The organism is Pseudomonas imperatae (genome assembly GCF_057128625.1).
Genome location: NZ_JBSKHP010000031.1, coordinates 17,215 through 42,942, shown reverse-complemented (window position 1 = coordinate 42,942; position 25,728 = coordinate 17,215). Strand labels below are relative to the sequence as shown.

Annotated in this window: 21 protein-coding genes; 11 read left to right on the top strand and 10 right to left on the bottom strand. The window is 64.8% G+C overall.

Translation table 11 applies throughout. The features are described from left to right. Window positions 1-92: 92 nt before the first annotated feature. From pabB to ppsR, 5 genes are all read right to left on the bottom strand, one after another. The gene (pabB, locus tag ACWKWX_RS28070) at window positions 93-1,436 is read right to left on the bottom strand and encodes an aminodeoxychorismate synthase component I (RefSeq protein ID WP_483829490.1); all 1,344 of its coding nucleotides are present in this window, start codon (window positions 1,434-1,436) and stop codon (window positions 93-95) included. Between the two features lie 163 nt (window positions 1,437-1,599). Further along, complete coding sequence (locus ACWKWX_RS28065; protein WP_476302175.1) at window positions 1,600-2,583, bottom strand: alpha-L-glutamate ligase-like protein; 984 nt, start codon at window positions 2,581-2,583, stop codon at window positions 1,600-1,602. Beyond that, window positions 2,584-4,116, bottom strand: a complete 1,533-nt coding sequence (gene rloB, locus ACWKWX_RS28060) for an osmotic stress tolerance membrane protein RloB (RefSeq protein WP_416423315.1) — start codon at window positions 4,114-4,116, stop codon at window positions 2,584-2,586. 5 nt (window positions 4,117-4,121) lie between these two features. Then, on the bottom strand, window positions 4,122-4,655 hold the full coding sequence (gene rloA / locus ACWKWX_RS28055) for a retropepsin-like aspartic peptidase RloA (protein WP_416423316.1): 534 nt from the start codon (window positions 4,653-4,655) through the stop codon (window positions 4,122-4,124). Between the two features lie 88 nt (window positions 4,656-4,743). Continuing rightward, window positions 4,744-5,562: a posphoenolpyruvate synthetase regulatory kinase/phosphorylase PpsR gene (gene ppsR / locus ACWKWX_RS28050; protein WP_416423317.1), complete on the bottom strand. Its 819-nt coding sequence runs from the start codon at window positions 5,560-5,562 to the stop codon at window positions 4,744-4,746. Between the two features lie 179 nt (window positions 5,563-5,741). On the opposite strand from ppsR, the gene ppsA reads away from it, so the two are divergent. The 8 genes from ppsA (at window position 5,742) to ACWKWX_RS28010 (ending at window position 13,849) form a co-directional block, all read left to right on the top strand. After that, window positions 5,742-8,117, top strand: coding sequence for a phosphoenolpyruvate synthase (gene ppsA, locus ACWKWX_RS28045; protein WP_476302170.1), 2,376 nt, complete (start codon window positions 5,742-5,744; stop codon window positions 8,115-8,117). Window positions 8,118-8,253: 136 nt separating this feature from the next. Beyond that, complete coding sequence (locus tag ACWKWX_RS28040; RefSeq protein ID WP_416423319.1) at window positions 8,254-9,243, top strand: alpha/beta fold hydrolase; 990 nt, start codon at window positions 8,254-8,256, stop codon at window positions 9,241-9,243. A 154-nt stretch (window positions 9,244-9,397) separates the two neighbouring features. Continuing rightward, on the top strand, window positions 9,398-9,886 hold the full coding sequence (gene rraA / locus ACWKWX_RS28035; protein ID WP_416423320.1) for a ribonuclease E activity regulator RraA: 489 nt from the start codon (window positions 9,398-9,400) through the stop codon (window positions 9,884-9,886). A gap of 29 nt (window positions 9,887-9,915) precedes the next feature. Further along, the gene (locus tag ACWKWX_RS28030) at window positions 9,916-10,911 is read left to right on the top strand and encodes a zinc transporter ZntB (RefSeq protein ID WP_416423321.1); all 996 of its coding nucleotides are present in this window, start codon (window positions 9,916-9,918) and stop codon (window positions 10,909-10,911) included. A 91-nt stretch (window positions 10,912-11,002) separates the two neighbouring features. Beyond that, window positions 11,003-11,248 carry a CrfX protein gene (locus tag ACWKWX_RS28025; protein WP_416423322.1) on the top strand — a complete coding sequence of 82 codons (246 nt, stop codon included), beginning with the start codon at window positions 11,003-11,005 and terminating at the stop codon, window positions 11,246-11,248. Window positions 11,249-11,250: 2 nt separating this feature from the next. After that, the gene (locus ACWKWX_RS28020) at window positions 11,251-12,075 is read left to right on the top strand and encodes a mechanosensitive ion channel family protein (protein WP_416423323.1); all 825 of its coding nucleotides are present in this window, start codon (window positions 11,251-11,253) and stop codon (window positions 12,073-12,075) included. Window positions 12,076-12,165: 90 nt separating this feature from the next. Next, window positions 12,166-12,756: an RNA polymerase sigma factor SigX gene (gene sigX / locus ACWKWX_RS28015; protein ID WP_008368464.1), complete on the top strand. Its 591-nt coding sequence runs from the start codon at window positions 12,166-12,168 to the stop codon at window positions 12,754-12,756. 109 nt (window positions 12,757-12,865) lie between these two features. Beyond that, window positions 12,866-13,849, top strand: a complete 984-nt coding sequence (locus tag ACWKWX_RS28010) for an OmpA family protein (protein ID WP_416423324.1) — start codon at window positions 12,866-12,868, stop codon at window positions 13,847-13,849. A gap of 114 nt (window positions 13,850-13,963) precedes the next feature. On the opposite strand, the gene ACWKWX_RS28005 is transcribed toward ACWKWX_RS28010, so the two are convergent. The 4 genes from ACWKWX_RS28005 to ACWKWX_RS27990 form a co-directional block, all read right to left on the bottom strand. Continuing rightward, a complete protein-coding gene (locus ACWKWX_RS28005; protein WP_483829489.1) occupies window positions 13,964-15,640 on the bottom strand; it encodes a bifunctional protein-serine/threonine kinase/phosphatase in 1,677 nt (558 codons plus the stop codon). A gap of 2 nt (window positions 15,641-15,642) precedes the next feature. Continuing rightward, window positions 15,643-16,854, bottom strand: coding sequence for a nitrate/nitrite transporter (locus ACWKWX_RS28000; protein ID WP_416423326.1), 1,212 nt, complete (start codon window positions 16,852-16,854; stop codon window positions 15,643-15,645). 187 nt (window positions 16,855-17,041) lie between these two features. Continuing rightward, window positions 17,042-17,617 carry an ANTAR domain-containing response regulator gene (locus tag ACWKWX_RS27995; RefSeq protein ID WP_416423327.1) on the bottom strand — a complete coding sequence of 192 codons (576 nt, stop codon included), beginning with the start codon at window positions 17,615-17,617 and terminating at the stop codon, window positions 17,042-17,044. 15 nt (window positions 17,618-17,632) lie between these two features. Then, complete coding sequence (locus tag ACWKWX_RS27990; RefSeq protein ID WP_483829488.1) at window positions 17,633-18,820, bottom strand: CmpA/NrtA family ABC transporter substrate-binding protein; 1,188 nt, start codon at window positions 18,818-18,820, stop codon at window positions 17,633-17,635. 159 nt (window positions 18,821-18,979) lie between these two features. Between ACWKWX_RS27990 and ACWKWX_RS27985 the strand changes: the two genes are divergently transcribed. Continuing rightward, the gene (locus ACWKWX_RS27985) at window positions 18,980-20,005 is read left to right on the top strand and encodes a quinone-dependent dihydroorotate dehydrogenase (RefSeq protein ID WP_416423329.1); all 1,026 of its coding nucleotides are present in this window, start codon (window positions 18,980-18,982) and stop codon (window positions 20,003-20,005) included. Between the two features lie 103 nt (window positions 20,006-20,108). On the opposite strand, the gene rmf is transcribed toward ACWKWX_RS27985, so the two are convergent. Beyond that, window positions 20,109-20,324, bottom strand: coding sequence for a ribosome modulation factor (rmf, locus tag ACWKWX_RS27980; RefSeq protein WP_008368461.1), 216 nt, complete (start codon window positions 20,322-20,324; stop codon window positions 20,109-20,111). A 538-nt stretch (window positions 20,325-20,862) separates the two neighbouring features. Between rmf and rlmKL the strand changes: the two genes are divergently transcribed. Together rlmKL and ACWKWX_RS27970 are read left to right on the top strand one after the other, a co-directional pair. Continuing rightward, window positions 20,863-23,127 carry a bifunctional 23S rRNA (guanine(2069)-N(7))-methyltransferase RlmK/23S rRNA (guanine(2445)-N(2))-methyltransferase RlmL gene (gene rlmKL, locus ACWKWX_RS27975; RefSeq protein ID WP_416423330.1) on the top strand — a complete coding sequence of 755 codons (2,265 nt, stop codon included), beginning with the start codon at window positions 20,863-20,865 and terminating at the stop codon, window positions 23,125-23,127. 193 nt (window positions 23,128-23,320) lie between these two features. After that, window positions 23,321-25,708 carry a sensor domain-containing diguanylate cyclase gene (locus ACWKWX_RS27970; RefSeq protein ID WP_483829487.1) on the top strand — a complete coding sequence of 796 codons (2,388 nt, stop codon included), beginning with the start codon at window positions 23,321-23,323 and terminating at the stop codon, window positions 25,706-25,708. The last annotated feature ends 20 nt before the right edge of the window (window positions 25,709-25,728 follow it).

The following is a 25,728-nucleotide window of genomic DNA, read 5'->3' as shown; positions in this document are numbered from 1 at the left end:
GTCTGATGGTAACAAAAAGTCCCTGTGGGAGCTGGCTTGCCAGCGAGTTTTTCATGGGGCTGAAAAGCTCGCTGGCAAGCCAGCTCCCACATTTACAAGGCGGCGAGGGTGTCCATCAGCACCCTGACCTTGAACACCGACTCGGCATATTCATCTTCCCAGCGCGAATCCGCCACGATGGCGCCACCGCCCCAGCAGCTCACCTGGCCGTCCTTCACCAGCAGGCTGCGGATGGCGATGGAGCTGTCCATGTGCCCGCGCACGTCCAGGTACAGCAGCGAACCGCAGTACAGTGCCCGACGGGTGGGCTCCAGCTCGTCGATGATCTGCATCGAGCGGATCTTCGGTGCGCCGGTGATCGAGCCGCCGGGGAAGCTGCCAGCCAGCAGGTCGAGGCAGTCCTTGCCGTCGGCCAGCTGGCCGATCACGGCGCTGACCATGTGGTGCACGTTGGGGTAGCTTTCCAGGGCGAACAGCTCGGGCACGCGCACCGAGCCGATCTTGCAGGTGCGGCCCAGGTCGTTGCGCAGCAGGTCGACGATCATCAGGTTTTCCGCCCGGTCCTTCAGGCTGGCCAGCAGCTCGCGGCCGTTGGCGGCATCGCGCGCAGGGTCGGCGTCACGCTGGCGGGTGCCCTTGATGGGGCGGGTTTCGACGTGGCCGTCGCTGACCTGCACGAACCGCTCCGGCGACAGGCTGAGGATGGCGCTGCCGTCCTCCAGGGCCAGGAACCCGGAAAACGGCGTCGGGCAGGCCTCGCGCAGGGCGCGGTAGGCGGTCCATGGGTCGCCATGGCAGGGCGCGCGGAAGCGCTGGGTCTGGTTCACCTGGTAGCAGTCGCCGGCGGCGATGTAGGCCTGGATGCGCTCGAACGCGTGGCGGTACTGCTCGGGCGCCAGGTCCGGGCGCATGGGGGCGTCCAGCTTGAACGGGCCGGCCGCGCGGCTGGCGGGCTGGCTGAACAGCGTGGCCAGGCGCTGGCGCTCGTCGGCGCCCACGCTTGGGTGGAACATCAGCTGGCTGCTGCGCAACTGGTGGTCGCTGATCAGCGCCCAGGCGTACAGGCCCAGGTGCGCGTCGGGCAGTTGCAGGTCGTCCACGGCCACGCTGGGCAGGTGCTCCAGGCGCCGGCCGAAATCGTAGCTCAGGTAGCCGATCAGCCCACCGGCGAACGGCAGCTCCATGCCCTGGGGCAGCCGCGCCGGGCCCAGGCGGCCAAGGGCTGCGCGCAGGCGTTGCAGGTAGGCGTCGCCACTTTCATCCGGCAGCGCGCGCAGGGTTTCTATCGGCCAGGCGCTGAGGATGTCGAAGCGCCCGCGCTCGGCGGCCGGCTTGGCGCTGTCCAGCAGGATGGCGCCGGGGGCGTGGCGGATGGCGGCGAACCAGGCGCCGGGGTCGGGGCTGTAGGGCAGGGGTACGACGGAGCAGGTAGGCATGCGGGCGGTGGAACACCATCGAAAAGCGAGGGGGGCGATTGTAGACCTGTGGAGGCAAACTTTGTAGCCGCTGCCGCCAGGCTGCGCTGGCTCTCATGTACGCTGAAGTTGTCGAGTGTACTCAGGGGCCAGCGCAGCCTGCGGCAGCGGCTACAGGTTGCGGTCAGGCTGGCGTCGGCACGTGCCCGAACAGCCCCTGGGTAAAGCGCACGCGCTCTGCTGCGCTTTCCGTCAGCCCTTCGGCCGCCAGCTCCGCCAGGCGCGCTTCCACCGCTTCGGTGCGGTGGGTCAGGCCGCAGTCGTTGGCGATCTGGATGTTCAGCCCAGGGCGGGCGTTCAGCTCCAGGATCAACGGGCCCTTTTCCTGGTCCAGCACCATGTCCACGCCAATGTAGCCCAGGCCGCACAGTTCATAGCAGCCGGCGGCCAGCTTCATGAAGCCGTCCCAGTTGGGCAGTTGCACGCCGTCCACCGCGTTGGTGGTGTCGGGGTGCTTGCTGATGATGCTGTTCAGCCAGGTGCCGCGCAGGGTCACGCCGGTGGCCAGGTCCACGCCCACGCCGATGGCGCCCTGGTGCAGGTTGGCCTTGCCGTTGGACTGGCGGGTGGGCAGGCGCAGCATGGCCATCACCGGGTAGCCCATCAGCACGATGATGCGGATGTCCGGCACGCCTTCGTAGCTGATGCTGCGGAAGATCTGGTCGGGGGTAACTCGGTATTCGATCAGCGCGCGGTCGCGGTGGCCGCCCAGGGAGTACAGGCCGGTGAGGATGCTGGAAATCTGGTGCTCGATCTCGTCGTGGCTGATGATGCGCCCCGACACCGTGCGGTAGCGCCCCTCGAAGCGGTCGGCCACCACCAGGATGCCGTCGCCGCCGGCGCCCTGGGCTGGCTTGATGACGAAGTCGCTGCGCCCGCCGATGATGGCCGGCAGTTGGCTGATTTCCTTCTCGGTAGAAATCACCCCGTACATTTCCGGCACGTGGATGCCGGCGGCGATCGCCCGTTCCTTGGTGATGATCTTGTCATCGACGATAGGGTACAGGCTGCGCTTGTTGTACTTGAGCACGTAGTCGGCGTTGCGCCGGTTGATGCCCATGATGCCTCGCGCCTGCAGGGCTTTCCAGGTCTTGAACAGGCCGAACATTCAGCTGTCCGCCTTGACGAAGGCCTTGAAGCGCAACAGCTCGGTCAGGCGGTAGCCGCGGTAGCGCCCCATGGCCAGCATGAAGCCGACCATGATCAGCAGGATGGCCGGGAAGGTGAACACGAAATACACCAGCTGCGGCACGGTCATCAGCAGGTGCGCCAGCGAGGCGGCGAACAGCGTGCCGATGGCCACCTTCATGGCATGGCTGCCGCCGCGCTCTTCCCAGGTGATGGACAGGCGCTCGATGGTCATGGTCAGGATCACCATCGGGAACAGCGCCACCGACAGGCCGCGCTCCAGCCCCAGCTTGTGGCTGAACAGGCTGATGGCGGCGATCAGCACCACCACGAAGGTCAGCACCACCGACAACCGCGGCAGCATCTGCAGCTTCAGGTGCTCGAGGTAGGAGCGCAGCGACAGCCCCAGGGCGGTGATCACCGTGAACAGGGCAATGCCGAAGCCCAGCTGGGTCTCGCGGAACGCCAGGGCGATCAGCACCGGGGTGAAGGTGCCCAGGGTCTGCAGGCCGATCAGGTTGCGCAGGATCAGGATCACCAGCACGCCGATGGGGATCATCACCATGATCATGAACGTCTGCTGGGTCTGCAGCGGCAGGCTGTACAGCGAGTATTCGAGGAAGTCGGCGTCGGTGTTGGCGTCGGTCAGCTTGGCCAGGCGGATGGCGTTCATCTCGCTGTTATTGAGGGTGAAGGTCACCAGGGCCTTCTTGCCGCCTTCCACGCTGATCAGGTTTTCGTCGCCGGTCCACCACACCAGGCGGTCGGCGGGCAGGCCCTGTTCGCCGGTGTCGGGGTTGAAGTACAGCCATTGGCTGCCGTTGAAGCTGCGCAGCCACAGCTCGGGTGCCTGCGGCTGGTCGGCCACCAGGCGGATGGTGTGGACCTTTTCCATGGGCACGTGGGCGATGGACAGCAGCAGGTCGACGATGCTGGCCTTGTGCGCGGTGGACGGGTCGCCCGCCAGCAGCAGCTTGACGTTGTCGTCGCCCAGGTTGTTGACGCGCTTGATGGTCTCGCTGACGAAGGTCTCGACGTCGGCCGAATGCTGGCGGATCGGCGCCAGCAGGGCTTCGGCGGCGATTTTCTCCGGGCCGTCGATGGTCATGCTGTCGCGGAAGGTCGGGCCCTTGATCTTGGGCTTCTCGCTGCTGTAGCGCTTGGTCAGCACCAGGCGGTAGTACAGGGTCTGGTTGCCGCTGGCGCGGCGCGCCGACCAGGTGACCTTGCGGTTGCCGTCGATGCGGTTGACGTTCACCCCGTAGTTATTGGAGATGAAGCTTTCGTTCAGGCTCACGTAGTCGCGGGTCAGCGGTGGCACGAACATCTGGATCTTGACCGGGTCCTTGGGGCTGGCGACGAACTCGACCTTGGCGTCGATGTTCCACAGGTCGTCGGTCTCGTCCTCGGTCATGGGGATGCCGAGCACGAAGATCTGATAGGCCGTGATCGCCAGGCCCAGGGTGACCAGGACGGCGATGAGGACTTTCAGGTGGAGGGTAAGCGAACGCATCGGGATTACTCTGCGGTAGGAGCGTTGCGGCAGGCAGGCTTGCCGGCGGCATATTTTAGACTGGGGTCGACCAGCGCATTGAAATGTGTGAGCGCGTCGCTGCCGATCAGCAGCGGGTACTGGAACGCGCTGCGGTCGGTGAGGTTGACCTCGATGTCACGTTCTTCCTGGCCCATGCACACGGCCAGGGTAATGACCGGGCGGGCGGTGTAGTGCTGGCCAGCGTCGGCGTCGTAGTCGCCGGCGCGGCGCTTGATATGGGTGACACGCGCCAGGGGGCGCTCGATGGGGTGGCTGTGGGCCGAGTCGATGGCCAGGTAGAAGCGCACCCAGGACTCGCCGTCGCGCTTGAAACGCTTGATGTCGCGGGCGCTGAGCGAGGCGGTCTTGGCGCCGGTGTCGAGCTTGGCGGCCACCTGCAGGTCGATATCGTCCAGGCGTGCGTATTCGTTGAGGCCGTAGGTGGTCTTTTCGGCGGCCGTGGCAAGGCCTGGGACGAACAGCAGGCAGATCAGGCGGTGCAGAGGCTTGATGGTCATGGTTCCCGGAAATCAGCACCCACGGCGCGGGCGGCGCATTCTAGCATGATGGTTTCATGGCGCCAGCGAACGGGGTGCGGGGTCGGGGTTATTTGAACCGGCGCTCCACGCCTTTCTCTACAAGGATCTTGGCGGAAATCTCTTCAACCGAGAAATGGGTTGAATTGATATTGGGGATGTTTTCGCGGCGGAACAGGTTTTCCACCTCGCGCACCTCGAATTCGCACTGGGCGAAGCTCGAATAGCGGCTGTTGGGCTTGCGTTCGTGGCGGATCGCGGTCAGCCGGTCGGGGTCGATGGTCAGGCCGAACAGCTTGTGCTGGTGGGCCTTGAGGGCTGCCGGCAGCTGCAGGCGCTCCATGTCGTCCTCGGTCAGCGGGTAGTTGGCTGCGCGAATACCGAACTGCATTGCCATGTACAGGCACGTTGGCGTCTTGCCGCAACGGGAAACACCGACCAGAATCAAGTCAGCCTTGTCGTAGTAGTGCGTGCGCGCGCCGTCGTCGTTGTCCAGGGCGAAATTCACCGCCTCGATGCGCTCCATGTAGTTGGAGTTGTGCCCGATGGAATGGGATTTGCCCACCGAATAGGACGAATGGGCGCTCAATTCCTGCTCCAGCGGGGCCAGGAAGGTGGAGAAGATGTCGATCATGAAACCGTTGGAGGTGGCCAGCACCTCGCGGATTTCCTGGTTGACGATGGTATCGAAAATGATTGGTCGCACGCCGTCGCGGTCGGCTGAATCGTTTATCTGCTTGACCATCGTCCGGGCTTTGTCGACGCTGTCGATGTAGGGGCGCGTGAACTTGTTGAACGTAATGTTCTCAAATTGAGCCAGCAGGCTCTGCCCCAGCGTTTCGGCGGTGATACCCGTGCCGTCGGAGATAAAGAAAGCAGATCGTTTCATTTGCGCCTTGGGCCTTAAGCTGGTGACGATTCTTGGATATGATAGGCCGGATTTGCCGGCCTTGATTGCCTGGCATTCTCACTTATTTTCCGGGTCCAGGCCATAAACACTCGGCACCCTCCCAATCGGGAGCTGTACGGGTCCTGAGCTTTTCCAACACAGTTAGTGGAGAGATCACCTTGGTAGAGTACGTAGTTTCCCTCGATAAGCTCGGCAAACACGATGTTGAGCATGTGGGGGGCAAGAACGCATCCCTTGGCGAGATGATCAGCAACCTTGCCGGTGCCGGCGTATCGGTACCCGGTGGCTTTGCCACTACGGCTCAGGCTTACCGCGATTTTCTCGAACAGAGCGGCCTGAACGCTCAGATCCATGCGGCGCTGGACGCCCTGGACGTGGATGACGTGAATGCCCTGGCCAAGACCGGCGCGCAGATCCGCCAGTGGATCATGGACGCCGAGTTCCCCGAACAACTGAACACCGAGATTCGCGCCCACTTCGCCGAACTGTCCAAGGGCAACCCGGACATCGCCGTGGCCGTGCGTTCCTCCGCTACCGCCGAAGACCTGCCCGACGCCTCGTTCGCCGGCCAGCAGGAGACTTTCCTGAACATCCGCGGCGTCGACAACGTCATTCGCGCGGCCAAGGAAGTGTTCGCCTCGCTGTTCAACGACCGCGCCATTTCCTACCGCGTGCACCAGGGCTTCGACCACAAGCTGGTGGCCCTGTCGGCCGGCGTGCAGCGCATGGTGCGTTCGGAAACCGGCACCGCCGGCGTGATGTTCACCCTGGACACCGAATCGGGCTTCCGCGACGTGGTGTTCATCACCGGCGCCTACGGCCTGGGCGAAACCGTGGTGCAGGGTGCGGTCAACCCTGACGAATTCTACGTGCACAAGCACACCCTGGAAGCGGGCCGCCCGGCCATCCTGCGCCGCAACCTGGGCAGCAAGGCCATCAAGATGATCTACGGCGCCGAGGCCAAGGCCGGCAAGTCGGTGCAGACCGTCGACGTCGACAAGGCCGACCGCGCGCGCTTCTGCCTTACCGACGCGCAGGTCAGCGAGCTGGCCAAGCAGGCCATGATCATCGAGAAGCACTACCAGTGCCCGATGGACATCGAATGGGCCCAGGACGGTGACGACGGCAAGCTGTACATCGTGCAGGCGCGCCCGGAAACCGTGAAAAGCCGCGCCCAGGCCAACGTCATGGAGCGCTACCTGCTGAAAGAGAAGGGCACCGTGCTGGTGGAAGGCCGTGCCATCGGCCAGCGCATCGGCGCCGGCCGCGTGCGCATCATCAAGGACGTGTCCGAGATGGACAAGGTCCAGCCAGGCGACGTGCTGGTCTCCGACATGACCGACCCGGACTGGGAACCGGTGATGAAGCGCGCCAGCGCCATCGTCACCAACCGTGGCGGGCGTACCTGCCACGCGGCCATCATTGCCCGTGAGCTGGGCATTCCAGCCGTCGTGGGTTGCGGCAACGCCACCCAACTGCTGGTCGACGGCCAGGGCGTGACCGTGTCCTGCGCCGAAGGCGACACCGGCTACATCTTCGAGGGCGAACTGGGCTTCGACATCAAGAAGAACTCGGTGGACGCCATGCCCGAGTTGCCGTTCAAGATCATGATGAACGTCGGCAACCCCGACCGCGCCTTCGACTTCGCCCAGCTGCCCAACGCCGGTGTCGGCTTGGCGCGCCTGGAATTCATCATCAACCGCATGATCGGCGTGCACCCCAAGGCGCTGCTGAACTATGACGGCCTGCCAGCCGATATCAAGGACAGCGTCGACAAGCGCATCGCCGGTTACAGCGCCCCCGTGGACTTCTATGTCGACAAGCTGGTCGAGGGCATCAGCACCCTGGCCGCCGCGTTCTGGCCGAAAAAGGTCATCGTGCGCCTGTCGGACTTCAAGTCCAACGAATACGCCAACCTGATCGGCGGCAAGCTGTACGAGCCGGAAGAAGAAAACCCGATGCTGGGCTTCCGTGGCGCCTCGCGCTACATCAGCGAGTCGTTCCGCGAGTGCTTCGAGCTCGAATGCCGCGCCCTCAAGCGCGTGCGCAACGACATGGGCCTGACCAACGTCGAGATCATGGTGCCGTTCGTGCGCACCCTGGGTGAGGCGAGCCAGGTGGTCGACCTGCTGGCCGAGAACGGCCTGGGCCGTGGTGTCAATGGCCTGCGCGTGATCATGATGTGCGAGTTGCCGTCCAACGCGCTGATGGCCGATGAGTTCCTGGAATTCTTCGACGGCTTCTCCATCGGCTCCAACGACATGACCCAGCTGACCCTGGGCCTGGACCGCGATTCGGGTATCATCGCGCACCTGTTCGACGAGCGTAACCCGGCGGTCAAGAAGCTGCTGGCCAGTGCCATTGCCGCCTGCAACAAGGCCGGCAAGTACATCGGCATCTGCGGCCAGGGCCCCTCGGACCACCCTGACCTGGCCAAGTGGCTGATGGAGCAGGGCATCGAAAGCGTGTCGCTGAACCCGGATTCCGTGCTGGAAACCTGGTTCTTCCTGGCCGAGGGCCAGGGCGCCGCGTAATAGCTGCAAGGGGCGCAAGCCCCACTCACCCGTAGCAGCTGCCGAAGGCTGCGTCGCTTTGCAAACAGCGACGCAGCCTTCGGCAGCTGCTACGGGTGTTTTTGATCTTCCGTTTATTTTCTGTACAAGAAGTCTTATGCAAAGCAGCAGCAATCTCTTCCCGGTCGCCTTGCTCAGCGCCGAGCGCCGTGGCGACCTGAGCGAAGACGTCTATCGCATCAAGGCTGCCAACAGCCCGGATGCCAGCGTTGAATTGGCCGTGACCCGCCTGGGCCTGGCCGACCAGGCGCAACCTGGCGGCGTGCCCGTCATCCTGCTGCACGGCAGCTTTTCCAACCGGCGCTTCTGGGTGTCGCCCCGCGGCATCGGCCTGGGGGCCTGGCTGGTGCGCGAAGGGTTTGACGTGTGGATTCCGGAAATGCGCGGCCACGGCCTGTCGCCGCGCAACCTGGACTACGCCCGCAACCGCGTCGCCGACTACGCCCGCTACGACCTGCCGGTGATCGGCGCGTTCGTGCAGGAGCAGACCGGCCGCGCGCCGCACTGGATCGGCCATTCCCTGGGCGGCATCAGCCTGGCGGCCGCCCTGGGCGGTGGTTACCTGCCGCAGGACAACGTCGCCTCGGCAGCGTTGTTCGGCTGCCAGGTCAGCCGCACCTACTGGCCGCTGAAAATGCCACCGGTGGAGTGGAGCGCGCGCCTGCTGCTCAAGCGTTTCGCCCATATTTCCGGCTCGCGCCTCAAGCGCGGCCCCGAGGACGAGCCCATCGGCCTGGCCCTGGAGGCCATGCGCTGGTATGGCCTGTTCGGCCGCTTTGGCGACGGCAAGCAAGACTGGTGGGCGGGCCTGGCCGAGGTGCAGGTGCCGTTGCTGGCAGTGACCGCCAGCGCTGACCACCAGGACCCGCCGTGGGCCTGCCGCAAGCTGTTCGAGGCCTTTGGTGGCGACCAGCGCCAGTTCGTGCAACTGGGCCGCGACCACGGCTTCGCCGACAACTTCGGCCACGTCGAGATGCTGGTCAGCAAGGCCGCCCAGGCCGAGGTCTGGCCGCTGGTGGGGCGTTGGCTGCACAACCCCCACGCGCCGTTGCTGGCGCAGGCGCAGGAAGTGCCCGTGGGTGCGTGACTTCACGGTCAGCGGTGGGGCGGCTAAGCTATGTCGATTGCGCGTGCGTTGGCAACGACGCACGCAGGGTGTAAACGCAGGGCAGGCCGGCTCGTTCCTACAGTAGCGGTCGCCTTTTCGATCGACCGTGTCTTGAGCTGACAGGAGTTACCCCATGCATTACCTCACTCCCGATTTGTGCGATGCCTACCCCGAGCTGGTCAAGGTGCTGGAACCCATGTTCAGCAACTTCGGCGGGCGCGATTCCTTCGGTGGCGAAATCGTCACCATCAAGTGCTTCGAGGACAACTCCCTGGTCAAGGCCCAGGTGGAGTTGAACGGCAAGGGCAAGGTGCTGGTAGTGGATGGCGGCGGCTCGCTGCGCTGCGCGTTGCTGGGCGACATGCTGGCGGACAAGGCCGCCAAGAGCGGTTGGGAAGGGCTGGTGATCTACGGTTGCATCCGCGACGTCGACGCTATCGCCCAGACCGACGTCGGCGTGCAGGCCCTGGCCAGCCACCCGCTGCGTACGGAAAAGCGTGGCCTGGGCGACCTGAACGTGCCGGTGACCTTCGCCGGTGTCACGTTCAAGCCGGGAGAATTCATCTACGCCGACAACAATGGCGTTATCGTGTCCCCCAGCGCATTGAAAATGCCGAGTTAAGCGGTTCGCAATCAATCATCGGGGTGTGGATGTTCGAGGAAGAAAACGCGCAGTGGGGCCTGGTGCAGGCCCTGGTGCTCGACGGTAAAGGTGGTGCGCGGCAGATCGCCCGCGCGCAGTTGGATGAGCTGGTACTGGAACCGCAGGAAAGCCTTTGGCTGCACTGGGACCGTGGCCATCCGCAAACCCAGGCGTGGTTGCGCAACGACAGCGGGCTGAACGAGTTCAGCTGTGACCTGCTGCTGGAGGAAAACACCCGGCCGCGGCTGCTGCCGTTGCCCGATGACCAGCTGCTGCTGTTCCTGCGCGGCGTCAACCTCAACCCCGGTGCCGAGCCCGAGGACATGGTCTCGGTGCGTATCTTCGCCGAAGCCCGCCGGGTGATCTCCCTGCGCCTGCGCCCGCTGCGCGCCACCGACGAACTGATGGTGCTGCTGCAGCAGGGCCGTGGCCCGCGTACCTCTTCCGAACTCATCCTCTACCTGGCCCAGTACCTCACCGAAAAGGTGCAGACCCTGGTGGGCGAGCTGAGCGAGGTGGTCGACGACGAGGAAGACAAGATCGACGCCGACGAGCAATACACGCCCGAGCACGGCAGCATCCTGCAGATTCGCCGGCGCGCCGCCGGGCTGCGGCGTTTCCTGGCGCCGCAGCGGGAAATCTTCGGCCAGCTGTCGCGCAACAAATTGCCGTGGTTCGTCGACGATGACGCGGACTACTGGAACGAACTGAACAACAGCCTGACCCGTTACCTCGAAGAGCTGGAGCTGACCCGCGAGCGTGTGGGCCTGGTGCTGGAGGCGGAAGACCGGCGCCTGAACGAGCGCATGAACCGCACCATGTACCGTTTCGGCATCATCACCTGTATCTTCCTGCCCATGAGTTTCCTGACCGGGCTGCTGGGTATCAACGTCGGTGGCATTCCGCTGAACACCAGCCCGTATGGCTTCCTGGTGGCGTGCACGCTGATGGTGCTGCTGGGCGTGGGGCAATGGTGGCTGTTTCGTCGATTGCGTTGGGTTTAGGCGCCGTTCAGGACACATATGGTTGCATATGCCTGCCGGATCGATGTGACCCGCCTGCGACAGCTCTCGTCTTTGACTGATAATTCGTGAGGTGCGTATGCACGATCCGTTTGAAGAATCACTGCGTGACATGCTCAAGGCGTCTTCCTCCCCAGGGCGGGATGACGACGCCTGCCTGGGGCGTGTCCTCAAGACTGCCAATCGGCAAGTCGGCGCCGGCGATCTGTTCAGCCTGATGGGCCGTTGGCTGCAGGCCTTCATGATCGCCGTGGAAAATGGATCGGGTCATGTGGCGCCAGTCTCGCGACGCAAACCCACTGCTGATAAGGCTGATTGACTATGCAACTTGATCTCTGGACTCAGAGCCTGGTGACGGCCATGACCGCACTCTGGACGAAGGTCGCGAATTTCATCCCCAACCTGTTCGGTGCGTTGGTGGTGCTGCTGCTGGGCTTTGTCGTGGCCAAGCTGCTCGATACCCTGTTGTCCAAGCTGCTGGCCAAGCTGGGCCTGGACCGCCTGATGGCAGGCACCGGGTTGACCAAGCTGATGAGCCGCGGTGGCATCCAGGTGCCGATTTCCACCCTGGTGGGCAAGATCGTCTACTGGTTCGTGTTGCTGATTTTCCTGGTTTCTGCGGCCGAGTCCCTTGGCTTGCAGCGAGTTTCAGCTACGCTCGACATGCTGGCGCTCTATTTGCCGAAGGTTTTCGGTGGCGCGCTGGTGCTGTTGGTCGGCGTGCTGCTGGCGCAACTGGTGAACGGCCTGGTGCGCGGCGCGGCCGAAGGCGTGGGGCTGGACTACTCGGCAGGGCTTGGGCGAGTGGCGCAGTGGCTGGTCATTGTCATCAGTATCTCGGTGGCCATTAGCCAGCTCGAGGTCAAGACCGACCTGCTGAACCACGTCATCGTCATTGTTTTGATTACCGTTGGTCTGGCCGTTGCATTGGCCATGGGCCTCGGCAGCAAGGAAATCGCCGGGCAGATCCTGGCAGGAATTTACGTGCGGGAGTTGTACCAGGTGGGGCAACAAGTGCGAATTGGAGAGGTTGAAGGCCAGATCGAGGAGATCGGCACGGTCAAGACGACGGTGCTGACCGACGACGGGGAATTGGTTTCCCTGTCGAATCGGATCCTCTTGGAGCAGCGGGTTAGTAGCCGCTGAGCCGGCAAATTCTGCTACTGTATGCCGCCGCAAAATGGCCCGGGTGTCGGGCCATGGTGGATATTGACCTGACTGTCGGCCCGACTTGTTTTGAATAAAGTTCATTCGTTGCCCCTGCGTTACGACCCCCGCACGCTCACAGACGAGGAGCTGGTGGCGCGTTCGCATGTGGAGCTTTTTCACGTCACCCGTGCCTACGAAGAGCTGATGAGGCGCTATCAGCGAACCCTGTTCAACGTGTGTGCGAGATATTTAGGGAACGATCGTGATGCTGACGATGTCTGTCAGGAGGTGATGTTGAAGGTGTTGTACGGTCTGAAGAATTTCGAGGGTAAATCGAAGTTCAAGACCTGGCTCTACAGCATCACCTACAACGAATGTATCACGCAGTACCGTAAGGAACGGCGCAAGCGCCGCCTCATGGATGCATTGAGCCTCGACCCGCTCGAGGAGGCATCCGAAGAGAAGGCGCCGAAACCGGAGGAGCGTGGTGGATTGGATCGTTGGCTGATACATGTCAACCCGATCGACCGAGAAATACTTGTGCTTCGATTCGTCGCAGAGCTTGAGTTTCAAGAGATCGCGGACATCATGCACATGGGTTTGAGCGCGACGAAAATGCGATACAAACGTGCGCTCGACAAGCTACGTGAGAAATTTGCAGGTATCGCCGAAACTTAGTTCGGTGCAAATATCTCTAACGTGGGGGCTAGTTCTGCTAGACTGGCCGCCGAGTTGTCCCCCGTGTAAGGGGGTACTGCTTAACAATCACCAGATGGGGATTTAACGGATGAAACTGAAAAACACCTTAGGCATTGCCATTGGTTCTCTTGTTGCCGCAACTTCTTTCGGCGCTTTGGCACAAGGCCAAGGCGCGGTCGAAGGTGAAGCCTTCTACCAGAAGAACTACAACGACAGCGTCAAGCACGTCGAAGACGGCCGTACTGCCGGCGCTTCGCTGGGCTACTTCCTGACCGACGACGTTGAAGTCATCCTGGGCTACGGCAAGACCAACTACACTCGTTCGAACGATGGTACTGGCAGCCAGAAAATCCACGGTGACACTGGCTCCCTGACCGCCATGTACCACTTCGGTACTGTCGGCGACGCCATTCGTCCGTACGTTTCCGGTGGCTTCGCTCACCAGAGCCTGAGCAACGTGCAAGCTGACGGCCACAGCGGTCGCGACAGCTCCACCTTCGCTACCATCGGCGCTGGCGCCAAGTGGTACATCACCGACAACCTGTACGCTCGTGCCGGTATCGATGCTGACTACAAACTGGACAACGGCAAGTGGGACTACGCTCCTACCATCGGCCTGGGTGTGAACTTCGGCGGTAACGGCGGCAAGGCTCCGGCTCCTGCTCCAGCACCAGCTCCAGCTCCAGTTGCTGAAGAGCCAGCTCCAGCTCCAGCTCCAGAAGTCGTTCGCGTTCAGCTGGACGTGAAATTCGACTTCAACAAGTCGGTCGTCAAGCCAAACAGCTATGCTGACATCAAGAACCTGGCTGACTTCATGAAGCAGTACCCACAGACCACTACTCGTGTTGAAGGCCACACCGACAACGTCGGTCCAGACGCCTACAACCAGAAGCTGTCTGAGCGTCGTGCCCTGGCCGTTAAAAACGTACTGGTCAACCAGTACGGCGTGCAAGGCAACCGTGTTGACTCGATCGGCTACGGCAAAACCCGTCCAGTCGCTGACAACTCGACTGACGCTGGCCGCGCTACTAACCGTCGCGTAGAAGCTGAAGTAGAAGCTCAATCCAAGTAATTGGATAAAGCTTGAAAAAAACCCGGCCTAGGCCGGGTTTTTTTTCGCCTGCAGGTTCCGCGCATCCCCGTAGCAGCTGCCGCAGGCTGCGTCCGGCTCGCCGCGCAGCTGGCGTCAAGCGTGCTGCAACACCCACACCAGCAACACCAGGTTCACCAGCAGCGACCCCAGCGCCAACCCCCGCCACACCCTCAGCGGTTCACGCTGCAGCAACGGCAAGGCACGCGGTTGCAGGCCCTGCCTTTCACCCTGTTCCAGCACCAGCAGCCATTCCTCTGCCGTCTCGAAGCGCTGCGTCGGGTCGGCCGTCACGCTGCGCGCCAGCATGGCGTCCAGCCAGTCGGGCACGTCGGGGCGGTAGCGGTGGGCATTGGCCGGGACGCCGAAGCGCGGGTGCTGGAAGGCCTCGATTTCGCCGTAGGGGTAGTGGCCGGTCAATAGCTGGTACAGGCATACGCCTGCGGCGTACAGGTCCTGTTGTGGCGACGGTGGCGCGCCGCTGAAACACTCCGGCGCCAGGTAGCTCGGGGTGCCGGGCAGAACGTTGGGGCTGTCGCTGGACAGGCCGGGGCTGTACGCCAGGCCGAAGTCCAGCAGGCGCAGCTCGCCGTCGTCGCCCAGCAGCAGGTTCTCCGGCTTGATGTCACGGTGGATGATGTTGCGCCGGTGCAGCGCCCCCAGCGCCCGCAACAGGCCCTGGGTAACCGCCTGCCATTGCGCCAGGGGCAGCGGCCCCTGTTGGGCCAGAGACTGGGCCAGGATTTGGCCGGGGTAGTCACGCATCACGTAGTACAGGTGCTGGCGGCCGGGCAGGGCGTGCACCTGGGGGAAGTGGCGGCCGGCCACGCGGCGCAGGAACCATTCCTCCATCAGCAGCGCCTGCTGCGCACCCGCCTCGTCGTGGCGTTCGGCCGGCAGGGTCTTCAGCAGCCAGCGTTGGCCCTGGCTGTCCTCGACCCGGTACAGCAGCGATTGCCGGCTCTGGGCCAATGGCGCCACCACCGTCCAGCCCTCGAACACCTGGCCGGGCTTGAGCGTGCGCGGCAGCGGCCATTGCCGCAGCTGGTGCAAGGTGTCGCCAAGGTTGTCGGCGCCACGTTTGTCGATACGTACCAGCAGGGCGCTGGCGTTGTCCTGGCTGCCGGCCAGGTGGGCGGCGCTCACCAGGGTCTGGGCCGCCTGGTCGAGGTGGCCCACGTGGTCGGCCAGCACCGCGGCAATCTGGGTGTTGCCCAGGGTCGCCCACACGCCGTCGCTGAGCAGCAGGAACACTTCGTCGTCCTGCAGTTCACCCTCCTGATAGTCCACCACCAGGTGCCGGTCCAGGCCCAAGGCGCGGGTCAGCACGTGCTCCATGCCCGCCGACTCCCACACATGGTCTTCGCTGATCTGCCGCAACTGGCCCGGTTGCCAGCGGTACACCCGGCAATCGCCGACATGGGCGAGGGTGAAGCGCTGGCCGCGCAGCACCACGGCGCTGAGGGTGGTCAGCAGCGGCTGGCCGCCGCCGTTGGCTTGTAGCCAGCGGTTCTGGGCGCTGAGCAGGCGGTCCAGGGACTGGGCCACGCCCCAGGTCTGCGGCGTGGCGTAGTAATCCAGGGCCAGGGCCTGCAGCGTGGCGCGCGCCGCCAGGCCGCCGTCGGCGCACTGGCTGACGCCGTCGGCCAGGGCGAACAGGTAGCCCTTGCTGGCAGCCAGTTCCGGCGCCGGGGTGACCAGGCGCAGGGCATCCTGGTTTTCCGCGCGTGGCCCGCAGGCGCTGGCCTGGGCACAGCTCAATTGCAAGGGCATGGTCAGACCCGCGCCGCAGTAACGGCGGCCGAGCCCCAGGTGGTGCGCCAGCGGCGCTTGACCCCGTGCAGGCCGAACCAGGCCACCACCGCCAGGGCGGCGAACAGCCACAGGCCCCACTGGTAGTCGCCGGTGTGCTGCTTGATCGCCCCCAAACCTGCGGCCAGCAGGAAGCCGCCGATGCCGCCGGCCATGCCCACCAGGCCGGTCATCACGCCGATCTCCAGGCGGAACCGTTGCGGCACCAGCTGGAACACCGCACCGTTGCCGGCGCCCAGGCCGAGCATGGCGCCGACGAACAGCGCCAGCGCCGCGTAGGAATTACCCAGGTGGAAGCCCACGGCGGCGATGCAGATCGCGGCCACGCTGTACATCGCCAGCAGGCTGCGGATGCCGCCAAAGCGGTCGGCCAGTGCACCACCCAGGGGCCGCATCATGCTGCCGCCGAACACGCAGGCGGCGGTGTAGTAGCCCGCCGTCACCGGGCTCAGGCCGTACTGGTCGTTGAAATAGCCGGGCAGGGCGCTGGCCAGGCCGATGAAGCCGCCGAACGTCACGCTGTAGAAGAACATGAACCACCAGCTGTCACGGTCGCCCAGGGCCTTGAGGTAATCCGCCACGGCCTTGGGCTTGGGCCGTTGCGGGGCGTTGCGGGCCAGCAGGCTGAACGCCAGCAACACGGCCAGCAGTGGCAGCAGGGCGAAACCGAACACGTTGTTCCAGCCGAACGCCGCGGCCAGCGCCGGCGCGAACAACGCGGCAAACACCGTGCCCGAGTTGCCGGCCCCGGCGATGCCCATCGCCTTGCCCTGGTGCTGGGCGGGGTACCACTGCGAGGCCAGCGGCAGCGACACTGCGAACGAGGCACCCGCCACGCCCAGGCCCACGCCCAGCAGCAACGCCTGCTCGTAGCTGTGGATGCCGAAATGCCAGGCGCAGAACAGCGCCACGATCACCGTACACTGGCCGATCAGGCCAGCGGTCTTGGGCGACAGGCGATCCACCAGCACGCCCATCACCAGGCGCAGGATGGCCCCGGCAAGGATCGGCGTGGCGACGATCAGGCCGCGTTGCTGGGTGGTCAATTGCAGGTCGTTGGCGATCTGCACGGCCAACGGGCCCAGCAGGTACCAGACCATGAAGCTCAGATCGAAATACAGGAAGGCGGCGAACAGCGTAGGGGCATGGCCGGATTTCCAGAAGCTTGTGCTCATCGAACACCTCGACAGGGGGCAGCAGGGGCCGAAAACGAAAAAACGCCGCAACCCGGCTCGCCAGGGCGAGAGGGTGTGCGACGTCTTTGTCGTTCAATGTGGGGGCAACCGCCGTTGGCTACCTGGCTGATACAAAGCAAATCCCGGGCCAGCCCCCACTCGCGTTCTTACGGAACAAGGGTGGGGATCAGCCCAGCAGTTCGCTCATGGCAATGATCTGCTCCGCCACCTGGATCAGCTTCTGCTGGCGGCTCATGGCCTGCCGGCGCATCAGGGTGTAGGCCTCCTCTTCCTTGCAGTCCTTCATCTTCATCAGCAGCCCCTTGGCCAGCTCGATGCGCTTGCGCTCGGCCAGCTGCTGGTCGCGGGCCTGCAGTTGTGCGCGCAGGGCCTGGTCGCTCTCGAAGCGGGCCATGGCCACGTCAAGGATCGGCTGTAGCCGCTGGGCCTGGATGCCTTCGACGATGTAGGCGCTGACCCCGGACTTGATCGCCTGGCGCATTACCTGCGGGTCGTGTTCGTCGGTGAACATCACAATAGGGCGCGGCTGGTCACGGCTCACCAGCACCACTTGCTCCATCACATCGCGGCCCGGTGACTCGGTATCGATCAGAATGACATCCGGGCGCACCGTTTCGACGCGCGCCGGCAGGTCGATGGTCAGGCCCGACTCGTCGATCACCTCGAAACCGGCTTCCACCAACGCCGACTTGAGGCGCCCGACCTTGCGCGGGGTGTCGTTGATCAACAGGATACGCAGCATAGTGGTCGTCTCCCGTCAGTCATCGGCCAAGGCATGCAGGGCGAAGCTGCGCGCGTAGCCGGCAGGGTCGCTGCCGTCCCAGACCTTGCCATCGATCAGTTGGCTGCTGCGCAGATCATCAAGGGCCACCGGCACACCGACACTGGCGGCTGCGCTGCGGTACAGCGCGGTCTGCTGCACTTGCCGGGCGATGCCCAGGTAGTCCGGGTCATGGCGCAGCAGGCCCCAGCGGCGGAACTGGGTCATGAACCACATGGCGTCGGACAGCCACGGCTGGTTGACGCTGCCGCCGGCGAAGAAGCGCAGGGCGTGAGGGTCATGCCAGTGGTGGCCCAGGCCGTCGTCGTAGTTGCCCAGCAGACGCGGCTCGATGGCGGTCAGTGGTGCGTCCAGGTACTCCTCGCCGCTGAGCAGCTGCGCGGTGCCGCGCAGGTTTTCCGGGCTCTGCTCGATGAAGCGGCTGGCCTGCAGCACGCTGGCCACCAGGGCGCGGGCGCTGTTGGGGTGTTGGTCGACGAAGGCCTGGGTGCACGCCAGCACCTTCTCCGGGTGGTCGGGCCAGATCGCCTGGCTGGTGCTGAGGGTGAAGCCCAGGCCCTGGTCCACGGCGCTGGCGGCCCAGGGCTCGCCCACGCAGAAGCCGTCGATGCGCTCGGCGCGCAGGTGCGCCACCATCTGCGGCGGGGGGACCACCACGCTGTCGACGTCGTCGAGCGGGTGGATGCCCTGGGCGGCCAGCCAGTAATACAGCCACAGGGCGTGGGTGCCGGTGGGGAAGGTCTGGGCGAAGGTCAGGCGCGCACCTTGCTGGTGCGCGTGGCGCGCCAGTGCCTCGGGGCTGGTCACGCCAACGGCCTGCAGGGTGGGTGACAGGTTGATGCTCTGGCCGTTCTGGTTGAGGCCCATCAGCACCGCCATGTCGCTGGCCGGGGTGCCGCCAATGCCCAGGTGCACGGCGTAGACCATGCCGTACAGGCTGTGGGCCGCGTCCAGTTCGCCACTCAGCAGTTTGTCGCGCAGCCCGGCCCAGGACGCCTGGCGGTGCAGGTTCAGGGTCAGGCCGTGGGGCTGGGCGAAGCCTTGGGTGGCGGCGACCACCAGCGGGGCGCAGTCAGTGAGGGCCATGTAGCCGATGTTCAGGCTGGTTATCTCCGGCGCATCGCTGCCGGCCACCCAGGCCAGGGGGGTGTGGGGCTCGGTCATGTCGGGGGTCCGTGTGGAAGTACCCAAAGTGACGCAAGAGGTATGCCAGTGCACCGGGACGGTGCTGGATGCGGACGCCGCCTGCGGCAGCTGCTATGGGGGCGTAAATGTGGCTATAATGCCGGCCCCCGACGATCTTCCAACGAGTCATGCCTGCCCATGTATAACCTGGCCCGCCAGCTGTTGTTCAAACTCTCTCCGGAAACCTCCCACGACCTGTCCCTGGACCTGATCGGCGCAGGTGGCCGCCTGGGGCTCAACGGCTTGCTGACCAAGGCGCCGGCGCGTCTGCCCGTGACCGTCATGGGCCTTGCGTTCGACAACCCGGTGGGCCTGGCCGCGGGCCTGGACAAGAACGGCGCGGCCATCGACGGTTTCGCCCAGCTGGGCTTCGGTTTCGTCGAGATCGGCACGGTCACCCCGCGCCCGCAGCCGGGAAACCCCAAGCCGCGCATCTTCCGCCTGCCTGAAGCCACCGCCATCATCAACCGCATGGGCTTCAACAACCTGGGCGTGGACAACCTGCTCAACCGCGTGCGCGCGTCGCAGTACAAGGGCGTGCTGGGCATCAACATCGGCAAGAACTTCGACACCCCAGTGGAGCGCGCCGTCGACGACTACCTGATCTGCCTGGACAAGGTCTACGCCCACGCCAGCTACATCACCGTCAACGTCAGCTCGCCCAACACCCCGGGCCTGCGCAGCCTGCAGTTCGGCGAGTCGCTCAAGCAGCTGCTCGACGCCCTGGCAGCACGCCGCGAAGTGCTGGCCGTGCAGCACGGCAAGCGCGTGCCGGTGGCGATCAAGATCGCCCCGGACATGAGCGACGAGGAAACCGTGCAAGTGGCCCAGGCGCTGCTGGCCTCCGGCATGGACGCGGTCATCGCCACCAACACCACCCTGGGCCGTGAAGGCGTCGAGGGCCTGGCACACGGTGACGAGGCGGGCGGTTTGTCGGGCGCGCCGGTGCGCGAGAAGAGCACCCACATCGTCAAGGTGCTGGCCGGCGAGCTGGCCGGGCGCATGCCGATCATCGCGGTGGGCGGTATCACCGAAGGCAAGCACGCGGCCGAGAAAATCGCCGCCGGCGCCAGCCTGGTGCAGCTGTACTCGGGCTTCATCTACAAGGGCCCGGCGCTGATCCGCGAGGCGGTGGACGCCATCGCCGCGCTGCCACGGGGCTGAAGGCATAAAAAAGGGGCCCTCGAAGGGGCCCCTGGGCTCTCGCCCGCCGCCCGTTAGGGCGCGCATGGTTGATCACGAAAATGTAAGAGAAAAATCGTCCTCGTCAGCCGACCGCGTGAAGTTCGTTGAGTCTGTGGATACCCGCAGTGCCGGTCATACCGTCCCAGTTGTCGCCGCGTCCTTCACGCCAGCCATTGATCCAGGCTTGACGAACTGACGGTAGAGTAAAAGGGCAAAGCTCACGGGATTTGCCATGGATGCCATATTGGTATCCGCGTAAAAATGCTCGTTCCAACGGATCACGCTTAAGTCTTCTCATAGGGTGTTGCCCTCGTCTGTTGACTGTTATGTCCCGTCGGCCTCGTCTGAGGCCGGGCAGAGTCTTTCTGCCGGTTTTGGATGCTCGCTGCCGGCGTGGCGAGCAGTGGTGCCGTACCATTGCGATGCGGCCTGTAGGGATTTCTAAACAATGCGTTCTTCCGTGTGAACGACCGTTTTGTCATAAGGACGTAACGATTATGGTGTCTCGACCATAAGTAAAAGGATGCTTCAAAGGCCAGCGGGGGTTAAACCCGGCTATGATCAGCCTTGCAGCCCCAGTAATGGGACGTTGCCATCAGGGATTGATGGCTAAATGCTTTTCAGTATTAAACGACGAAGGGTCATTTTCAGGCCCGTCGTTTTGCAGAATTTTTTTCTGCCGGGGCGATCAAAGGCTGTTCCACAGCCGATTTCCAGTCCCGGCGGTCGACACCACGGTGGTGTCACACGGGCGCTTCCACAGAAAAGCGCCTGGTTAAACTCGGGAAGGGTGATGCGTTGCCCTTCCATTTATGGCTCATGCCCCTGGATACCCCATGTCGGATCGTTACGAACTCTTCCTCACCTGCCCCAAGGGCCTCGAAGGCCTGCTTGCTGAGGAAGCCACCGCGCTTGGCCTCGAAGACACCCGCGAACACACCTCCGCCGTGCGCGGCATGGCCGACATGGAAACGGCCTACCGCCTGTGCCTGTGGTCGCGCCTGGGCAACCGCGTGCTGCTGGTGCTCAAACGCTTCGCCATGAAGGACGCCGAAGACCTGTACCACGGCGTGCACGACGTGGACTGGCAGGACCACCTGCTGCCCGACGGCACCCTGGCGGTGGAGTTCAGCGGCCATGGCTCGGGCATCGACAACACCCACTTCGGCGCCCTGAAGGTCAAGGACGCCATCGTCGACAAGCTGCGCACCCCCGAGGGCGAGCGCCCCAGCGTCGACAAGCTCAACCCCGACCTGCGCGTGCACCTGCGCCTGGACCGTGGCGAAGCCATTCTGTCCCTGGACCTGTCCGGCCACAGCCTGCACCAGCGCGGCTACCGCCTGCAGCAAGGCGCGGCGCCGCTGAAGGAAAACCTGGCGGCGGCGATCCTGATCCGTTCCGGCTGGCCGCGCATTGCTGCCGAAGGCGGCGCGCTGGCCGACCCGATGTGCGGCGTGGGCACCTTCCTGGTGGAAGCGGCGATGATCGCCGCCGACATCGCCCCCAACCTCAAGCGCACCCGCTGGGGCTTCAGCGCCTGGCTGGGCCACGTGCCGGCCCTGTGGCGCAAGCTGCACGACGAGGCGCTGGCCCGTGCCGACGCCGGCCTGGCCAAGCCACCGCTGTGGATCCGCGGCTACGAAGCCGACCCGCGCCTGATCCAGCCTGGTCGCAACAACGTCGAGCGTGCCGGCCTCAGCGACTGGATCAAGATCTACCAGGGCGAAGTCGCGACCTTTGAGCCGCGCCCGGACCAGAACCAGAAAGGCCTGGTAATCTGCAACCCTCCCTACGGCGAGCGCCTGGGTGACGAGGCCAGCCTGCTGTACCTCTACCAGAACCTCGGCGAGCGCCTGCGCCAGGCCTGCCTGAACTGGGAAGCGGCGGTGTTCACCGGCGCCCCGGACCTGGGCAAGCGCATGGGCATTCGCAGCCACAAGCAATACTCGTTCTGGAACGGCGCGCTGCCGTGCAAGCTGCTGCTGATCAAGGTGCTGCCCGACCAGTTCGTCACCGGCGAGCGCCGCACCGCCGAGCAGCGCCAGCTGGAACGCGAACAGGCCGACGAGCAGGCCACCCAGCCGGCTGCCGACCCGTACGCGCGCGTCAACAAGAACGGCAACCCGATCAAGCCGGCACCGGTTGTGGTCGAGCAGGCGCGCCTGAGCGAAGGCGGGCAGATGTTCGCCAACCGCCTGCAGAAGAACCTCAAGCAGCTGGGCAAGTGGGCCCGCCGCGAGAAGGTCGACTGCTACCGCGTGTATGACGCCGACATGCCCGAGTACGCCCTGGCCATCGACCTGTACCACGACTGGGTCCACGTGCAGGAATACGCCGCGCCGAAATCCATCGACCCGGAAAAGGCCCAGGCCCGCCTGTTCGACGCCCTGGCCGCCATTCCCCAGGCGCTGGGCATCGACAAGAGCCGCGTGATCATCAAGCGCCGCGAGCGCCAGAGCGGCACCAAGCAATACGAGCGCCAGAGCGCCCAGGGCCAGTTCACCGAAGTGCAGGAAGGCGGCATCAAGCTGCTGGTGAACCTCACCGACTACCTGGACACCGGCCTGTTCCTGGACCACCGGCCGATGCGCCTGCGCATCCAGCGCGAGGCGGCCGGCAAGCGCTTCCTCAACCTGTTCTGCTACACCGCCACGGCCAGCGTGCACGCGGCCAAGGGCGGCGCGCGGAGCACCACCAGCGTCGACCTGTCGAAAACCTACCTGGACTGGGCGCGCCGCAACCTGTCGCTGAACGGTTTCTCCGACAAGAACCGCCTGGAGCAGGGTGACGTGATGGCGTGGCTGGCGGCCAACCGCGAGGAATACGACCTGATCTTCATCGATCCGCCGACCTTCTCCAACTCCAAGCGCATGGAAGGCGTGTTCGACGTGCAGCGCGACCACGTCGAGCTGCTGGACCTGGCCGTGGCGCGCCTGGCCAAGGACGGGGTGCTGTATTTCTCCAACAACTTCCGCAAGTTCCAGCTCGACGAGCACCTGGGCGAGCGTTACCAGGTGGAAGAAATCAGCGCCCAGACCCTGGACCCGGACTTCGCCCGCAACAGCAAGATTCACCGCGCCTGGAAAATTCAGGCCCGATGAACGGTAGCCCGCGCCAGTCCTGACTGTCGTACATTTTGGCTACATCGCGAAAGGGCTCCCATGGAGCCCTTTTTGCTGCACCCCATGATCAACAATTTCGCTTGATGACTCACTAGGCAAACTACTGGCAAATAGCTATAACTGAGCCAAAGCCAAAGTGATACGAAGCACGCCGGCGTTGTGAGTTCCGCTTATGTCGTTGCATGCCGTTCGCCCGAAAATTCTTGGCTTTATCAGTGAGGATGCCTCCGCCTGGCTTATCGCCTCGCTGGCGCTGGCCGCTGGCGCCGTGGTCACCAGCCTGGTGGCCCTGGGCACCTCCGAGCTGTATCAGCGGCAGTTGCGGCAACGCTTCGAGCTGCTGGCCAACGAACGTTTCAGCCGCATCGAAGAGCGCTTCGAGGACCAGACCCAGCGCCTGGCTGGCCTGCGCCGTTTTTTCAGCTATTCCGACAACGTCAGCCGCCACGAATACGAAGGCTATGCCGGGCCGTTGCTGCTGCGCACTCAGGCCTATTCCTGGCTGCCGCGGGTGACCAACGCCCAGCGCGCCGCCTTCGAGCAGGCAGCCCGTGACGAGGGCATCGAGGACTTTGCCATCCGCGACCAGCGGCCGGACGGTTCGCTGGTGCCAGCCGCCACGCGTGACGATTACTACCCGGTGTTCTTCACCCAGTCGCAGACACGGCTGAAACTGCCCTTGGGCTTTGACGTGAACTCCCAGCCCTCGCGGCATGAGACCCTGCAGCGCGCCCTGAAGACCGGCGACCTGGCCGTGACCCCGCCGGTCAATCTGGTGGGCGTGGCCCTGCGCAACAGCCGCGGGGTGCTGATGGTGGCGCCGGTGCCGGGCAAGGATGGCGGGCCGCCGCTGGGCTTCGTGTCGGCGGTCATCAGCCTCGGCCAGTTGATGGGCGACGGCTTGCCGGCGCAGAACGACGACAACCTGCACGTGCGCATCCTCGACCTGTCCACGGCGGGCGAGCATGAAGTGCTGTACGAGTCCAGCAACCCGGCGCCGCCCGAGGGCCTGACCGCCACGCACCTGCTACGCCTGGCCGACCGCGACTACCAGCTGGACATCAGCCCCAGCCCGCTGTTCGCCGAGGCCAACCACACCTCGCCGCTGAACGTGGTGGTGACCCTGGGGGCGCTGCTGACGCTGATGCTCAGCGCCTTGCTCTACAGCCTGGTCAGCCAGCGCCAGCGGGCCTTGAAGCTGGTGGAGCAGCGCACCTCGCAGCTGCGCAGCAGCGAGCAGGCCCTGCGCATTACCCACAACCAGCTGAGCAGCGTGCTCAACGCCGCGACCCAGGTGGCGATCATTGCCACTGACCTCAATGGCCTGATCACCATCTTCAACGCCGGCGCCGAGCGCATGCTGGGCTACCGCAGCGAGGAAGCGGTGGGGCACCTGACCCTGCAGAACCTGCACCTGAGCGAAGAGCTGGTGGCGCGCGCCTGCACCCTGCGCGCCTATTACGAGCGCGACATCCCCCTGGCCCAGGCGATGCTGGTGGAGACCCCCGGCGACGGCGGCGACCAGGCCCGCGAGTGGACCCTGGTGCGCCGCGACGGCAGCCGGATGCCGGTGAACATGCTGGCCACCACGGTGCTCGACGAAAAAGGCCAGTGGGTGGGGCACCTGGCCGTGTGCATCGACATCACCGAGCGCAAGCGCGTGCACGAGGCCCTGGCCGCCCGCGACCAACTGCTGCGCAAGCTCAGCGCCGAGGTGCCGGGCGGCATCTATCAGTTCCGCCTCGACCCGGACGGCCGCACCAGCTTCAGCTGGGCCAGCGACGGCATCCGCGACATCTACGAGATGGAGCCCAGCGCCCTGCGCGAGGACGGCCGGCTGGTGATGCAGCGCATCCACCCCGACGACGCCGAGCGGGTGCTGGAGTCGATCCGCTATTCCGCCGAGCACCAGACCCCCTGGCGCGAGGAGTACCGCGTGCAGCTGCCGCGCCAGGGCCTGCGCTGGGTGCGCGGCGAGGCCACGCCCGAGCCGATGCCGGGCGGCGGCACCCTGTGGCATGGCTACCTGACGGACATCTCCGACCTCAAGCGGGTGGAAGAAGAGTTGCGCGCCCTGTCGGTGACCGACGTGCTCACCGGCATCCACAACCGCCGCTACTTCCAGGAACGCCTCAAGGTCGAACTGGACCGCGCCGAGCGCGATCATCTGCACTTGTCGGTGATCATGCTCGACATCGACCACTTCAAGCGCATCAACGACCATTACGGCCACGCCGTAGGCGACCGGGTGCTCAAGAACATCTGCGAGAAAATCAGCCATCGCCTGCGCCGCACCGACGTCTTCTGCCGCCTGGGCGGCGAGGAATTCATGGTGCTGTGCCCCGGCAGCAACGCCGAGCAGGCCCACGCCCTGGCCCTGGAGCTGTGGCAGGGCCTGCGCCACACCCCGGTGGATGGCGTGGGCGTCGTCACCGCCAGCTTCGGCGTGGCCAGCTGGCGCCGCGGCGAGGGCGCTGATGCCTTGCTGCTGCGCGCCGACTCCGGCGTTTACGCGGCGAAGCAGGGTGGCCGGGACCGGGTCGAGCCGGAACTGGCCTAAGCGCGCCAGCAGGCAACTCC